A 14008-nucleotide genomic window follows, 5' to 3' on the forward strand; every position below is an offset into this window, starting at 1 on the left:
TTGTTTCAATGCCCGGTTTCGACCGGGCATTTTTATTTGGCCGGTTCGTATTTTGCCCAGATAGCCTTGGCGCCCATCTTCGCGACAAGGGCTGCATGGGCGTCGGCCTCGCCAACGGTGAGGCGCGCACCAAGCGGACGTGGCCGTTGCCCGGCAACCGCGATAGCCTCGTCGGCTTCGTCAGCCTGACCGCCATTGTCGCTGGAGTGCAGACCGAACGTTGTCTGCCGCCCGCCGATCAGCTCGATATAGACTTCCGCCAGAAGCTCGGAGTCGAGCAACGCGCCGTGTTTCGTCCGGTGCGAATTATCGACGCCATAGCGACGGCAAAGCGCATCGAGCGAGTTCGGACCCATTGGATGCTTGCGGCGCGCGAGTGCGAGCGTATCCGTGACCAGATCGTTGGTGATTACCGGTAGGCCCAGCCGGGTAAATTCGGCATTCATGAAACCCATGTCGAAGGTTGCGTTATGCGCTACCCATCGGGCGTCACCAAAAAATTCGAGCAGTTCATCGACGATACCGGCAAAGTTCGGCTTGTCCTTCAGCGACTCGTCGGAAATGCCATGGATAGCCAGCGCGTCCGGATGCACCTTGCGGTCGCCCGGATTGATATAGACGTGAAAGCTGCGGCCGGTTGGAAAATGATTGTCGAGTTCGATGCCGCCAATTTCGATGACCCGATCGAGCTTGTTGTCGAGACCTGTCGTTTCCGTATCGAAAATGATTTCGCGCATCATGGCCTCTTCTGGCTTGTCAGCCTCTGGACGATCGCCGCCACCTGGTCGCGGGCCGAATCAAGTCCGTGGCCCGTATCGATGATGTAATCGGCTTTCGCACGTTTTTCCTGGTCGGGGACCTGACGCGAGAGGATGAGGGCGAATTTTTCCGCCGTCATCCCCGGTCTTTTCAGCACCCGCTCCCTTTGGATCTCCGGATCGCAGGTGACGACGGCGACGGCATCGACGCGGCTTTGGCCATTCGTCTCGTACAGAAGCGGGATGTCGAGGAGGACAAGTGGCGCACCGGCCGCTCGATGATGATCGAGAAACGCCCGCTCCTTCTCGCGCACCAGCGGATGGACAATCGCTTCCAGCGTCTTGAACAAGGATGGATCGGCAGCCAACTGCCGGGAGAGTTCGGTCCTGTCGACCGAACCCGCCTTCGCCGTTCCCGGAAATGCCGCCTCGATCGGCGCCACAGCTTCACCTTGATAGAGGGCGTGCACGACCGCATCGGCATCATTCACCGGCACACCCATCTCGGCAAACATCGCAGCCGTGGTCGACTTGCCCATGCCGATCGATCCGGTGAGCCCGAGGATGATCATGCGTGGCTCGCCATATCATCGATGATGATCTGGCGCAGGGTCTCATCGATCGTCGGCCTCTTGCCGAACCATTTCTCGAACCCGGGTGCGGCCTGGTGCAGCAGCATGCCAAGCCCATCGACCGTGGCAAAACCCTGTGCCTCGGCTTGTGCGAGGATCGGCGTCTTCAGCGGCACGTAAACAATATCCGTCACGATACTGCTGGAAGCCATGACCGTAAAATCGATCTGCGGCACTTCCGTCCCATCCATCCCGAGCGACGTAGTGTTGATGAAAAGGCCAGCTCCGGTCATGACCTCGGCCAGCGCAGCCATCGGCTGCGCATGCACGGCTGGCCCAAACCGGTCGGCGAGTTCCCGGGCGCGATCAACCGTGCGGTTGACGACATGGATTGTCTTGACGCCCCGATCGCGCACCGCCTGGATCACCGCCCGACTGGCACCGCCAGCGCCAAGAATGACAGCGGTTTGACATTGGTCCCAGCCCGGAGCGCGTTCATCAAGGTTGGCGCTAAAGCCATGCCCATCCGTATTGGTCGCATGCACCAGGCCGTCTTCGATCCACAATGTGTTGGAAGCGCCGAGTTCAGTGCTCAACGCATCCGGCCGGTCGGACAGGGCGAAAGCCAGCTCCTTGTGAGGGATCGTCACATTGCCGCCCGTGAAACCGGATTGGCCATTTTTCAGCGACGCGATGAAATCGGGGAACCCCTCCGGAGATACGGCATGAGCCTTGTAGCTTCCCGGCAAACCAAGCTGTTTCAGCCAATATCCATGGATCAGCGGAGAGCGCGAATGCTTGATCGGATAGCCCGTGACGAAGGCGTGGTTAACAAATGTTTCACGTGAATCACGCATCGATCACCCGTAGATCCCTGAGTTTTGCGAGCAGCGGCAGCATAGGCAGCCCGAGAATGGTGAAATAATCGCCGTCGATTTTATCGAAAAGTTGGATGCCCTCGCCTTCGAGCTGATAGGCGCCGACGCTGGAGAGTGCCTTTTTTCCGACGCGGGCGAGATGCGCGTCGATAAATTCCGGACTTAGAGCCCGAACCGACATCCGTGCCGAAGACACATGCTTCCAAAGAATGTCATGTCCGCGTGTCAGCACAATGCCGCTGTTCAACTGATGAACCCGGCCGGACAGCGATAGCAGATGATCGCGCGCCTCATTCATATCGCGGGGCTTGTGGTAGACCCTGGCACCGAGCGACATGGTTTGGTCCGAGCCGATGATGATATCGTCCGGAAAAGCCTCCCCGACATTTCTCGCCTTGGCTTCGGCCAGGATCAGCGCAACCTCTTCCGGCGACGACCCCTGCCGTTCGACCTCGCCTTCAATCGCCCGCTCGTCAATATCGGCTGCTTTCGCCTGGAAAGCGATGCCGGCATTTTCCAGCAGCATGCGACGGAACGGGCTCGCCGAAGCGAGGACAAGAGAACCTGCCATTGTCATTTATCCTGTTTGACCGGATTCGCCTTAACGCAGGCGGGGCCGTAGGGCAACGATGGCGGCGGCGGTTTCCTCGATCGAGCGGCGCGTCACATCGATCATCGGCCAGTTGTTGCGGGCGCAAATCGACCGCGCATATTTCAATTCTTCAGTAATAGAGGCACGGTCGACATAGTCCTCGGCGTGATAACTATGCGTCGCAGTACCCAGGATACGGTTCTGGCGAACCTGTGAAATCCGGTCCGCCGTCGCAATCAAGCCCACCACCAGCGGCTTGGTTGCTTCCATCAACCGGTCCGGCAGCGAGACGCCGGGAACGATCGGGATGTTGGCGGTTTTGATGCCGCGATTCGCGAGATAGATGCTGGTCGGCGTTTTCGATGTCCTGCTGATCCCGACAAGCACGACATCCGCATCATTGAAATCCGCCGGCAATTGGCCGTCGTCATGATCCATGGTGAAATTCAGCGCATCGATGCGGGCAAAATAATCGGCGTCCATCACATGCTGCGCACCGGACCGCCGCCGCGAGGTCGCGCCGAGATAGGATTGGAAGAGATCGATGATCGGCTCCAGAACCGAGACGCAGGGCAGCCCCATCTCCTTGCAGGTCACATTGATAATGTCGGCAAGCTCGCGATCGACGATCGTATAGAGCACGATCCCAGGCGCGCCATCGACCGCTTCCATCACCTGCATCAACTGCTTGCGATTGCGGATCAGCGGATAGACGTGCTCAAGCGCATGCGCCGACTGGAATTGCGAGGCGGCCGCCCTGCCCGCGGCGATCAGCGTTTCGCCGGTCGAATCGGAGATCAGGTGCAGGTGGAAATAGTTTTTCTGGTTCTCCACGCTATTCTCCGAGGGCTGTTGATAAACCGGGACAGCGATAGCTAAGGACCGGCGAGGTTCAAAGGCAAGGGGAAAACCTGCGGGTTATTCACAATCTGGATTCCGGGGAACTGGATTCCTGAAGCATGTGGAGAAGACTCATCACGCTTTGAAGCCGCAACGTTATCCACAAGCCATCCACATTCGTTTGCCGACGCACATGATGAGCGAACCTTATGACTCTTCATCATTTTTTCAAGTTTGTTCCCGCTCCTATCTGTCGCATGGCAAAATCGGCCAAGAGATTCTATTGAACGGGCCAGCATGTGGAAAAGAGTCGGACGGGGTTTAATCCTTGATAGTCACAGACTCTAAGAAATAGAATCCTTAGATATAGATATCTTTTAGAATGGGAGAACGTGTCCGGTGACTGCGCAAAGCCGTAAGGTCCTACAGGTGTTGAAGGGTGAAACACTCTCACCTCCCCCAATCTGGCTGATGCGGCAGGCTGGTCGATATCTTCCCGAATACCGGCAGACACGAGCCAAGGCCGGAAGCTTCCTCGATCTCTGTTATTCGCCCGATATGGCTGTTGAGGTGACGCTGCAGCCAATCCGGCGTTATGCGTTTGACGCAGCCATCCTGTTTTCTGACATCCTCGTCATTCCCGATGCCCTGAAGCGTAATGTTCGCTTCGAAGAAGGGCATGGACCACGTATGGATCCGATCGACGTTTCGGAAATTGCCTCACTCGATGTGAAGCCCGTATCCGCCCATTTGCAGCCGGTCATGGAGACGGTTCGCCGTTTGCGCCGGGAACTACCGGATGAAACGACGCTACTCGGCTTCTGTGGCGCGCCCTGGACAGTTGCCACCTACATGATTGCCGGGCACGGAACGCCCGACCAGGCCCCGGCACGGCTTTTTGCCTATCAGAACCCCGAAGCGTTCGATCGGCTGCTGGCGGTGCTTGCTGAGGTCTCTGCGGACTATCTGGTCGAACAGATCGATGCCGGTGCGGATGCAGTTCAAATCTTCGATTCCTGGGCCGGCGTTCTGGGCGAGGAAGAATTCCGCCGCTACGCCGTCAATCCGGTGCGCCGGATGATCGACAGCGTTCGTTCCCGTCGCCCTCAGGCGAAGATCATTGCCTTTGCCAAGGGCGCTGGAATTCTGCTCAAGGATTACCGCCAGGCAACCGGCGCCGATGCCATCGGTCTCGACTGGTCCGTGCCATTGTCGTTTGCCGCCGAGCTGCAGAGGGATGGTCCTGTTCAGGGCAACCTCGATCCGATGCGGGTGGTGGCCGGCGGACAATCGCTGGATGACGGGATCGATGCGATCCTGCAGAAGCTTGGAAATGGGCCGCTGATCTTCAATCTCGGCCACGGTATTACACCACAGGCCAATCCCGACCATGTTTCTCAACTGGTCGCCCGTGTTCGCGGGATGGGCCAATGATCGAGCGTCAGACGGATATCCGGCCAGGGAAAAAAGCGCGTACCCGCGCCTTCATCGCGATCGGCTTGTTCGTCGCGCTTTTGGCCGGGCTGTTCGTCTGGCAACCGGATAATCTCTATCTCTGGATCAAGGCGCTGCACATCATTGCCGTGATGTCCTGGATGGCCGCCCTGCTCTACATGCCGCGGCTGTTTATCTATCACACCGACGCGGCACCAGGCTCGGAACAGTCGGAAACCTTCAAGATGATGGAACAGCGGCTCTTGAAGGTCATCATGAACCCGGCGATGATGATCACCTGGGTGCTTGGCCTCTATCTTGCGTGGAGCGTCTATGGTTTTCAGGGCGGCTGGCTGCATGCCAAACTTCTGCTGGTTATTCTTCTGACCGGGGTCCACGTGATGTTCAGCCGTGCGGTCAGAGCTTTTGCCCGGGATGAAAACACCCGTAGCGCCCGTTATTGGCGGCTGATGAACGAAGCGCCGACAATCCTGATGATCCTCATCGTCATCATGGCAGTGGTGAAACCTTTTTGATCCGGCCGCGTTGTAGAAGGAAACTTCCGGTAATTTTCGTTGCCCCCTTGCGGCGCAACGAGTGAGTCGCTATTTTCCCGCCATCTCCTCTTTCGTGGCATGTGTAAACGTTACGAGCCTGCCCCTTCCGCTGCAGCTCCCCTTACATCAAGCACGCCGACTTTCCTTTCCGAATTCCAAGTGTGGTCCCCTTCATGGCTGAAATGAAGCTTCAAGAACTTAAAAACAAAACTGCAACCGATCTCCTGGCTTTTGCCGAGTCGGTTGAGGTCGAAAACGCCAGTGTCATGCGCAAGCAGGAACTGATGTTTGCGATCCTGAAAATGCTGGCAAGTCAGGACGTCGAAATTATCGGCGAAGGCGTCGTCGAGGTGCTACAGGACGGCTTCGGCTTCCTGCGCTCGGCCAACGCCAACTATCTGCCCGGTCCCGACGATATCTATATCTCACCCTCACAGATCCGCCGCTTCTCGCTGAAGACCGGCGATACGGTCGAAGGCCCGATCCGCGGCCCAAAAGAGGGCGAACGCTATTTCGCACTTCTCAAGGTCAACACGATCAATTTCGAGGATCCTGAAAAGATCCGCCACAAGGTCCATTTCGACAATCTGACGCCGCTCTATCCGAACGAGCGTTTCAAGATGGAACTGGAGGTTCCGACCTCGAAGGACCTGTCCGCCCGCGTCATCGATCTGATTGCGCCGCTCGGCAAGGGCCAGCGTGGCCTGATTGTCGCGCCGCCGCGCACCGGTAAGACTGTTCTCCTTCAGAACATTGCTCATTCGATTACCGCCAATCATCCGGAATGTTATCTGATCGTTCTCCTGATCGATGAGCGGCCGGAAGAAGTCACCGACATGCAGCGCTCGGTGAAGGGCGAAGTCGTTTCCTCGACCTTCGATGAGCCGGCAACACGCCACGTCCAGGTCGCTGAAATGGTCATCGAGAAGGCGAAGCGCCTTGTCGAACACGGTCGTGACGTCGTCATCCTGCTGGATTCGATCACCCGTCTCGGCCGCGCCTACAACACGGTCGTTCCGTCATCGGGCAAGGTCTTGACCGGTGGTGTGGATGCCAACGCGCTGCAGCGCCCGAAGCGCTTCTTCGGTGCCGCCCGTAATATCGAGGAAGGCGGCTCGCTGACGATCATCGCGACGGCCCTGATCGATACCGGTAGCCGCATGGATGAAGTCATCTTCGAAGAATTCAAGGGCACTGGTAACTCCGAAATCGTTCTTGACCGCAAGGTCGCTGACAAGCGTATCTTCCCGTCGATGGATATCCTCAAGTCGGGTACCCGTAAGGAAGACCTGTTGGTACCGCGTCAGGATCTGCAGAAGATCTTCGTTCTGCGCCGTATTCTTGCCCCGATGGGAACGACCGATGCGATCGAGTTCCTGATCGACAAGCTGAAGCAGACCAAGACCAATGGTGATTTCTTCGATTCGATGAACACCTGACCGTCGGTCATATTTTGCACGAAGCCCAGGTTTATCCTGGGCTTTTGTGTTTCTGGCGCAAACTAGATAGCCGGATTCATTGCCCGGATTCCAAATGTGATGAAAAGAAATCACTTATCTGGCGGACCAGCACGCAAGGACTTTAAATTGAACCAGTCGCAGCAGCCACTGTCCGATACGATTTATGCCCTGTCCTCCGGTGCGTTGCCGGCTGGTGTTGCGGTCGTTCGCATCAGTGGACCTCATACGCCGGACGTTCTGACCGCCTTGTGCGGTTCCCTGCCGTTACCGCGCCAGGCTGTGCTCAGATCGATTCGCAATCGAAACGGTGATGTGCTTGATCAGGGCCTCATTTTCCATTTTGCAGCACCAGCCTCCTTTACGGGCGAAGACTGCGCCGAGCTGCAGGTTCACGGCGGCCGCGCGGTGGTCAATGCGATCCTCGCTGAACTTGAGCTGTTTCCGGGCCTGAGGCATGCCGAGGCTGGCGAGTTTTCTCGCCGTGCATTTCACAATGGTAAACTTGATCTCGTCGAAATCGAAGGCCTTGCCGATTTGATTGCTGCCGAAACCGAGATGCAGCGGCGGTTGGCGCAGGAGCATTCCAGTGGCCATCTCTCGATGGTCTATGACGGTTGGACCCGCCGGTTGACCCATGCCAGGGCGATGATCGAAGCTGAGCTGGATTTCGCTGACGAGGATGACGTACCGGGCTCCGTCGCTGATCGAATCTGGGCGGATATGCGCCTGTTGAAAACCGAGATCGAAGCGCATCTCGACGGGGCTGGTGTTGCGGAGATTATCCGGGACGGTTTGAAGATCGTCATTGCCGGCGAACCGAATGCCGGAAAGTCGAGCCTGCTCAACCACCTCGCGCGCCGCGATGTTGCTATCGTCACTGATATTGCCGGTACGACGCGGGACATTCTTTCGGTGGATTTATCCTTAGCCGGATTCCGTGTTCAGTTATTTGATACGGCTGGCCTGCGAGAGACCGATGATAGAGTAGAGCAGGAAGGTATCCGGCGTGCCTATCTGAGCATTGACCAGGCTGACATTGTTCTCTTGCTGGCAGATACGCCCCATGGCTTTGCCGCTCTGGGCGAGGACCAGCGGACAAAACCGCTTATCCGGATCGGCACGAAGATTGATCGGTCCCCCGATTTATGGGATAAGGCCGATGCCGACGTGCTGATCTCAACTGAGACGGGCGCGGGGATTGACCGGCTTCTAGAACTTCTTGTAGAGCAACTGCCCGATCTCTCCGGCCGGAACGCGTTATCGTTACCGACACGAAAGCGGCACGTAAGTTGCCTCAAACAAACGCTCTCAGCGATCGAGATGAGTTTGGTGCAATCAAATCGCGGACTTGATATTCAGGCAGAATACTTGCGGCAAGCTGGCGATGCTCTCGGGAGAATTACCGGCCGGGTTGATGTCGAGGATCTTCTCGGAGTCATTTTTTCCGAATTCTGCATCGGCAAGTGAGATACAACTGCGCATACAACGTTGGCGAGTCTCAACAAATGTTTCACGTGAAACGATTCGCTTCCGTAACACCGTGATGGAGACGGTTTTTGATGTTCGATTATGATCTTGTGGTTATCGGCGGCGGCCATGCCGGTTGCGAGGCGGCCAGTGCTGCCGCGCGCATGGGAGCCAAAACGGCTTTGGTGACGCATAAGCGGGATACGATTGGAGTTATGTCCTGTAATCCGGCCATTGGTGGTCTGGGTAAAGGTCACCTCGTACGGGAAATTGACGCGATGGACGGCCTCATGGGCCGCGTGGCTGATGCCGCCGGAATACAGTTTCGGTTGTTAAACCGCAGAAAAGGTCCCGCTGTGCGCGGCCCGCGCACCCAGGCGGACCGAAAACTCTATCGCCAGGCCATGCAAGTCGAGATCGCAGCGATCGAAAACCTCCACGTTATCGAAGGCGATGCGTTTGATCTGCAGTTGGATAAAGGCCGCGTTAGTGGAATCGTTCTCGCTGACGGGCGCACCATTTCCTGTGGCGCCGCGGTACTGACCACCGGCACCTTTCTGCGTGGTCTCATCCATATTGGCAATCGCAAGATCCCGGCCGGCCGTGTTGGCGAAGAGCCCTCCACCGGGTTGTCCGGAACGCTTGAACGTTTTGGTTTGCGTTTGGGACGATTGAAGACGGGGACGCCCGCCCGACTCGATGGCAAGACCATCGACTGGCAATCTGTCGGGCGTCAAGGCGCTGATGAGGATCCAGTTCCCTTCTCTTTCATGACGGACGCCATTCGTAACCGTCAGATTGAATGCGGCGTAACGCGGACTACCGACGCAACGCACAAGATCATCTCGGATAACCTGCTCAAGTCGGCAATGTATTCTGGACAGATCGAAGGTGTCGGCCCCCGATATTGCCCGTCGATCGAAGACAAGATTGTCAAGTTCGGCGAACGCGACGGCCATCAGATATTCCTGGAGCCGGAAGGGCTTGATGATGATACCGTCTATCCGAACGGGATTTCAACATCCCTGCCAGAAGATGTGCAACAGGCCTTCATCCAAACAATCCCGGGCCTGGAGCATGTCACCATCATCCAGCCGGGATATGCTATCGAGTACGATCATGTCGATCCGCGCGAGCTGTCGCTATCCTTGGAAGTCCGCAAAATCCCCGGGCTGTTCCTCGCTGGACAGATCAATGGCACGACCGGTTATGAGGAGGCCGGTGCGCAAGGATTGGTCGCCGGTTTGAATGCTGCGCTGCTCTGTGCCGGCAATACACCCTATCTGTTCAGCCGCACCAATTCGTACATTGGTGTGATGATCGACGATCTGACGTCGCGTGGGGTGGCCGAGCCGTACCGGATGTTTACATCGCGTGCCGAGTACCGCCTCTCACTCCGAGCTGACAATGCGGACGTTCGACTGACGCCGGAAGCGATTGCGCTTGGATGTGTTTCGACCGGGCGCACTGCCAAGTTCGCTCAATGGATTGCAGATATCGATCGCAATAGAGAGCTGTTGAAGTCGCTGACGGTGACGCCAACCGAGGGACGCACACATGGACTGAAACTGAATTTGGACGGCCAACGCCGTTCCGCGTTCGAGCTTCTTTCCTATGCCGAACACTCGATACAGTCGCTGAGTACGGTCTGGCCAGAACTGAATTCGATCGATAGTAAGCTGGCCGAGGCGCTTGAGATAGACGCTACCTATGCGGTTTACATGGATCGGCAGGCATCAGATATTGCCAGCGTTCGTAGCGAGGAAAGCCGGGTCATCCCTGAGGACTTTGATTTCCAATCTCTCTCCGGTCTGTCAAACGAACTGAAGCACAAACTGAAGGCAGCGAAACCGCGTAATTTGGCGCAAGCCATGAAAGTGGACGGGATAACCCCGTCTGCCATATCACTGATCCTGGCGCATATGCGCAAGGGTAGTCACAGCCAGACAGAGCATTTCAAACAGGCGATTCAATGATTGCGAGTCCTTCCAGTGAGCTAAACGGATTGCGTGTTTCACGTGAAACGTCGGATAGGCTCGAACATTTTGCCAGTCTTTTCCAAAAATGGGCCAAGTCAATCAATCTTGTGGCGCCATCGACGCTGTCGGATTTGTGGCAACGGCATATTGCCGACAGCGCTCAGATCTATCAATTGTCTCCGGGGCCGAAGCGATGGGTGGATCTTGGCAGCGGTGGCGGGTTTCCTGGCATTATTACTGCCATTTTCCTGGCGGAGCTCGGGGATGGCTGGGTGCATCTCGTCGAAAGCAATAACAAGAAAGCGGCGTTCCTTCGTGTGGCGCTGAATGAAACCGGAGCTCGCGGTTCCGTGCATCCGATTCGGATTGAAGATGCGGTTGCTACTATTCCTCAATGCGATGTGATTTCGGCCCGTGCACTCGCAGATCTCAACCAACTTCTTGAATATTGTGCTCCGTGGATGACTGCAGAGCACAAACCGCCCGCGTTCTTCCATAAAGGCCGGGATTATCAGCAGGAAGTCGACAAAGCCGTTAGCCGCTTCCAGTTTGATCTGGTAAAACATCAAAGCGTCGTCGAGCCTGACTCTGTGGTTCTCGAAATCGCAAATCTTTCGCGGAAAACTCAATAACGGCGGAATGCGGCATGATAGGCGAGAAGAACAGAATTATCACCATTGCTAATCAGAAGGGTGGCGTGGGCAAAACCACGACAGCCATCAATCTTGCAACCGCTTTGGCGGCTATTGGCGAAAAGGTCCTGATCGTTGATCTGGACCCGCAGGGCAATGCCAGCACCGGACTTGGCATTCAACGGCGTGATCGAAAGCTGTCTTCCTATGAGTTGATGATCGGTTCCCACAATGTCGCCGAGATCGTTCAGGATACCGTGGTTCCCAATCTGTCGATCGTTCCATCGACCATGGATCTGCTCGGCATAGAAATGGAAATTTCGGCGGCCAGCGACCGGGTCTTTCGCTTACGCAAGGCACTCGCCTCACCTGAAGCACTCGCTTATTCCTACGTGCTTGTCGATTGCCCGCCATCCTTCAATCTGCTGACGATGAACGCAATGGCGGCTGCACATTCGGTGCTCGTTCCGCTGCAATGCGAGTTCTTTGCCTTGGAAGGGTTGAGCCAGTTGCTGGAGACCGTCGATCAGGTTCGGCGGTCGGTCAATCCTACCCTGGATATCCAGGGTATCGTGCTGACCATGTTCGATTCCCGCAACAATCTGGCGCAGCAGGTCGTTAACGACGTCCGGACCCATCTCGGTGAAAAGGTCTACCATACGTTGATCCCCCGCAATGTGCGGGTTTCCGAGGCGCCTTCCTATGGTAAGCCGGCAATTCTCTACGATCTGAAATGTGCCGGTAGCCAGGCCTACCTTCAGCTGGCATCGGAAGTGATCCAGCGGGAGCGGTTGCGCAAGGCAGCTTGAACCGCAATCGATTCGACATCGTAACGATAAGTGTGAGTACTGACGATGAATGACGACAATTCGAGAAGAAGACTTGGCCGCGGCCTCGCGGCGTTGATCGGCGAAATGGACCAGCCTTTGCAGGCAAGCACCCCTGTTGCCCCGGTCAATGCTGACAGACGTATTCCGATCGAGTTTGTCGCTCGCAATCCGCGTAATCCACGTCGCACCTTTGACGAAGCTGAACTGCAGGATTTGGCAAGCTCCATCCGGCAGCACGGCATCGTCCAGCCTGTCGTCGTTCGCACCATTGCCGATGAACGCTATGAAATCATCGCCGGCGAGCGCCGTTGGCGTGCCGCCCAGCTGGCAGGCTTTACCGATATCCCGGTGATCGTTCGTGATGTCGACGACCGCACCGCCCTGGAAATCGCCATCGTGGAAAATGTCCAGCGATCCGATCTCAACCCGCTTGAAGAAGCGCTTGGTTATGATCAACTGATTGCTGAGCACGGATATACGCAGAACGACCTTGGTGAAATCATCGGCAAAAGCCGCAGCCATGTGGCCAATAGTCTGCGGTTGCTGAAGCTGCCGGAGCCCGTCCGCGATATGCTGTCGTCGGGTACCTTGTCGGCGGGCCACGCACGCGCCCTCATCCCGACGTCCGATCCGGTCACGCTCGCCCGCTCAATCGTCGCCAAGGGCTTGTCGGTGCGTGATACGGAACGGTTGGCGCAGAACGATATCCGCGCCCAGAGCGATCCATCCTATGGCAAGCCTTCCCCCAAGGAGGAAAAGGACGCCGATACGCTGGCGCTTGAGCGTACCCTTTCCGATAGCCTCGGTCTGGACGTGACGGTCAATCACAAGGCTTCCGGTGGACAGTTGCGGATTTCCTACAAGACGCTCGACCAGCTGGAAGAGATCTGCCGCTTGCTCGAACGGCGCTGATATCGATTCGGACTCGAAACAAATAGAGAAAATGTAGGAATATCAGATAGATGAATTCTATCTGCGGGCGGATTGCAACGTGATTGCCAGCAATGTCTGCATCGCGATGCTGTCCTCCAGGCTCTGACGGGTACGGCTCTGGAGAATTGCCGCTTGCAACCTTCCGAGTTCCCGCCGGATTGCCGGAAGCGTCCAGGTTCTCAACGCAGCTTCGATCAGGGGCTTGCGGCGGAAGTGCAGATGGCGGCCGAGTGCCGCCACAACCTGCGTTGGCTGCTGACGCTTGTCGTCCATCTCGGCGCGCATCAGATCCAGCAACTGAAACTGCTTCAAACAGGCCTGAAGTACGAGAAAGATTGCCGTCTTGGACGCGGCTATCTTGCGGATGGCGTGCTGAAGACCGTCGGCGTCGCCCTTGAGAACGGCATCGATGGCGTCATCGACCGAAACGGCGCTGGCATCGCCGACGATTTCCAGCACGTGGTCCTCTTCGATCGAGCCCATGCCGCGGCAATAGAGTGCCAGCTTGCGGATCTCGTTGCGTGAGGCGATACGGTCGCCGCCAAGAGCCTCATTCAGCCGCTCCCGTGCGGCCGGTGATATACGCAGGCCTTCGGCCCCCAGTTCCTGGTCGATAAGCGCATTGACTGCCCGGGCGTCGTCGCTATAGCAGGCGATCGATACGATCGACCGGCTGGTTTCACCGATTTTGCGGACACCTGTTCCCTTTTTGAGATCGCCGGCCTCGATGATGACATAGCTCGCCTGCGGAGGTTCCTTCGACAGCACGGTGAGACTATCAACCAGCATTTTTTCGGTGCCCGAAGCGCGAATCCAGACCAGTTTTTCACCGCCAAAGAGGCCGATCGTGTTGACCTCGTCGAGCAGGCGTCCGGGGCTCTGCTGAAGGTCTGTACCGTCAAGCCTGATCAGGGAAAAGGGATCGTCGAGCGCGACGCCGCTTTTTGCGGCGATCTGCCCGGCGCGCTCGGAGACGAGGCCACGGTCGGGGCCATAGATCAGGTAGATGCGGTTGTCCCGCAGCGGGCGCTGCAGGAACTGCTCGAATTCGTGCGATTTGATTTCGGTCATACCGC

14 protein-coding genes are annotated in these 14008 nt (G+C 57.0%); 8 read left to right on the forward strand and 6 right to left on the reverse strand.

The window, feature by feature from the left end; all coding sequences use genetic code 11:
* Window positions 1-32: 32 nt before the first annotated feature.
* Genes dnaQ through ASC96_RS07985 form a run of 5 tightly spaced genes read right to left on the reverse strand, consistent with a single transcriptional unit; the run spans window position 33 to window position 3634 of the window.
* On the reverse strand, window positions 33-737 hold the full coding sequence (gene dnaQ / locus ASC96_RS07965; RefSeq protein WP_060502834.1) for a DNA polymerase III subunit epsilon: 705 nt from the start codon (window positions 735-737) through the stop codon (window positions 33-35).
* Window positions 737-1330: a dephospho-CoA kinase gene (gene coaE, locus ASC96_RS07970; protein ID WP_060502505.1), complete on the reverse strand. Its 594-nt coding sequence runs from the start codon at window positions 1328-1330 to the stop codon at window positions 737-739. Before coaE ends, dnaQ begins: the two co-directional genes overlap by 1 nt.
* Entirely contained in the window at window positions 1327-2187 is an 861-nt protein-coding gene (locus tag ASC96_RS07975) for a shikimate dehydrogenase (protein ID WP_060502506.1), read from the reverse strand. Before ASC96_RS07975 ends, coaE begins: the two co-directional genes overlap by 4 nt.
* Window positions 2180-2779 carry a Maf-like protein gene (locus tag ASC96_RS07980; protein WP_112834681.1) on the reverse strand — a complete coding sequence of 200 codons (600 nt, stop codon included), beginning with the start codon at window positions 2777-2779 and terminating at the stop codon, window positions 2180-2182. The genes ASC96_RS07975 and ASC96_RS07980 overlap by 8 nt, the downstream gene beginning before the upstream one ends.
* Before the next feature lie 30 nt (window positions 2780-2809).
* Window positions 2810-3634, reverse strand: a complete 825-nt coding sequence (locus tag ASC96_RS07985; RefSeq protein WP_060502508.1) for a pyruvate, water dikinase regulatory protein — start codon at window positions 3632-3634, stop codon at window positions 2810-2812.
* A gap of 405 nt (window positions 3635-4039) precedes the next feature.
* On the opposite strand from ASC96_RS07985, the gene hemE reads away from it, so the two are divergent.
* The 8 genes from hemE (at window position 4040) to ASC96_RS08025 (ending at window position 12911) form a co-directional block, all read left to right on the forward strand.
* Complete coding sequence (gene hemE / locus ASC96_RS07990) at window positions 4040-5074, forward strand: uroporphyrinogen decarboxylase (RefSeq protein WP_060502509.1); 1035 nt, start codon at window positions 4040-4042, stop codon at window positions 5072-5074.
* The gene (gene hemJ / locus ASC96_RS07995; RefSeq protein ID WP_112834680.1) at window positions 5071-5610 is read left to right on the forward strand and encodes a protoporphyrinogen oxidase HemJ; all 540 of its coding nucleotides are present in this window, start codon (window positions 5071-5073) and stop codon (window positions 5608-5610) included. Before hemE ends, hemJ begins: the two co-directional genes overlap by 4 nt.
* 194 nt (window positions 5611-5804) lie before the next feature.
* Complete coding sequence (rho, locus tag ASC96_RS08000) at window positions 5805-7070, forward strand: transcription termination factor Rho (protein WP_099050890.1); 1266 nt, start codon at window positions 5805-5807, stop codon at window positions 7068-7070.
* Between the two features lie 99 nt (window positions 7071-7169).
* Window positions 7170-8558: a tRNA uridine-5-carboxymethylaminomethyl(34) synthesis GTPase MnmE gene (mnmE, locus tag ASC96_RS08005; protein ID WP_082511984.1), complete on the forward strand. Its 1389-nt coding sequence runs from the start codon at window positions 7170-7172 to the stop codon at window positions 8556-8558.
* Window positions 8559-8650: 92 nt separating this feature from the next.
* Window positions 8651-10534: a tRNA uridine-5-carboxymethylaminomethyl(34) synthesis enzyme MnmG gene (gene mnmG, locus ASC96_RS08010; protein ID WP_060502511.1), complete on the forward strand. Its 1884-nt coding sequence runs from the start codon at window positions 8651-8653 to the stop codon at window positions 10532-10534.
* Window positions 10531-11169 (forward strand): 16S rRNA (guanine(527)-N(7))-methyltransferase RsmG, encoded by a 639-nt coding sequence (gene rsmG, locus ASC96_RS08015; protein WP_060502512.1) that lies wholly within the window; start codon window positions 10531-10533, stop codon window positions 11167-11169. The genes mnmG and rsmG overlap by 4 nt, the downstream gene beginning before the upstream one ends.
* A gap of 14 nt (window positions 11170-11183) precedes the next feature.
* Window positions 11184-11978 (forward strand): ParA family protein, encoded by a 795-nt coding sequence (locus ASC96_RS08020; RefSeq protein WP_060502513.1) that lies wholly within the window; start codon window positions 11184-11186, stop codon window positions 11976-11978.
* Between the two features lie 45 nt (window positions 11979-12023).
* Complete coding sequence (locus tag ASC96_RS08025; protein ID WP_060502514.1) at window positions 12024-12911, forward strand: ParB/RepB/Spo0J family partition protein; 888 nt, start codon at window positions 12024-12026, stop codon at window positions 12909-12911.
* 57 nt (window positions 12912-12968) lie between these two features.
* Here the strand turns inward: ASC96_RS08025 and holA are convergent, their stop codons facing one another.
* A complete protein-coding gene (gene holA / locus ASC96_RS08030) occupies window positions 12969-14003 on the reverse strand; it encodes a DNA polymerase III subunit delta (protein ID WP_060502515.1) in 1035 nt (344 codons plus the stop codon).
* Window positions 14004-14008 lie beyond the last annotated feature (5 nt).

It is taken from the genome of Rhizobium sp. Root1204 (assembly GCF_001424965.1).
Lineage (GTDB): Bacteria > Pseudomonadota > Alphaproteobacteria > Rhizobiales > Rhizobiaceae > Pararhizobium.

Coding starts and splice junctions, on each gene's coding strand:
- dnaQ (WP_060502834.1), bottom strand. CDS start 737: ATGCGCGAAATCATTTTCGATACGGAAACGACAGGTCTCGACAACAAG.
- coaE (WP_060502505.1), bottom strand. CDS start 1,330: ATGATCATCCTCGGGCTCACCGGATCGATCGGCATGGGCAAGTCGACC.
- ASC96_RS07975 (WP_060502506.1), bottom strand. CDS start 2,187: ATGCGTGATTCACGTGAAACATTTGTTAACCACGCCTTCGTCACGGGC.
- ASC96_RS07980 (WP_112834681.1), bottom strand. CDS start 2,779: ATGGCAGGTTCTCTTGTCCTCGCTTCGGCGAGCCCGTTCCGTCGCATG.
- hemJ (WP_112834680.1), top strand. CDS start 5,071: ATGATCGAGCGTCAGACGGATATCCGGCCAGGGAAAAAAGCGCGTACC.
- rho (WP_099050890.1), top strand. CDS start 5,805: ATGGCTGAAATGAAGCTTCAAGAACTTAAAAACAAAACTGCAACCGAT.
- mnmE (WP_082511984.1), top strand. CDS start 7,170: ATGAAAAGAAATCACTTATCTGGCGGACCAGCACGCAAGGACTTTAAA.
- mnmG (WP_060502511.1), top strand. CDS start 8,651: ATGTTCGATTATGATCTTGTGGTTATCGGCGGCGGCCATGCCGGTTGC.
- rsmG (WP_060502512.1), top strand. CDS start 10,531: ATGATTGCGAGTCCTTCCAGTGAGCTAAACGGATTGCGTGTTTCACGT.
- ASC96_RS08020 (WP_060502513.1), top strand. CDS start 11,184: ATGATAGGCGAGAAGAACAGAATTATCACCATTGCTAATCAGAAGGGT.
- ASC96_RS08025 (WP_060502514.1), top strand. CDS start 12,024: ATGAATGACGACAATTCGAGAAGAAGACTTGGCCGCGGCCTCGCGGCG.
- holA (WP_060502515.1), bottom strand. CDS start 14,003: ATGACCGAAATCAAATCGCACGAATTCGAGCAGTTCCTGCAGCGCCCG.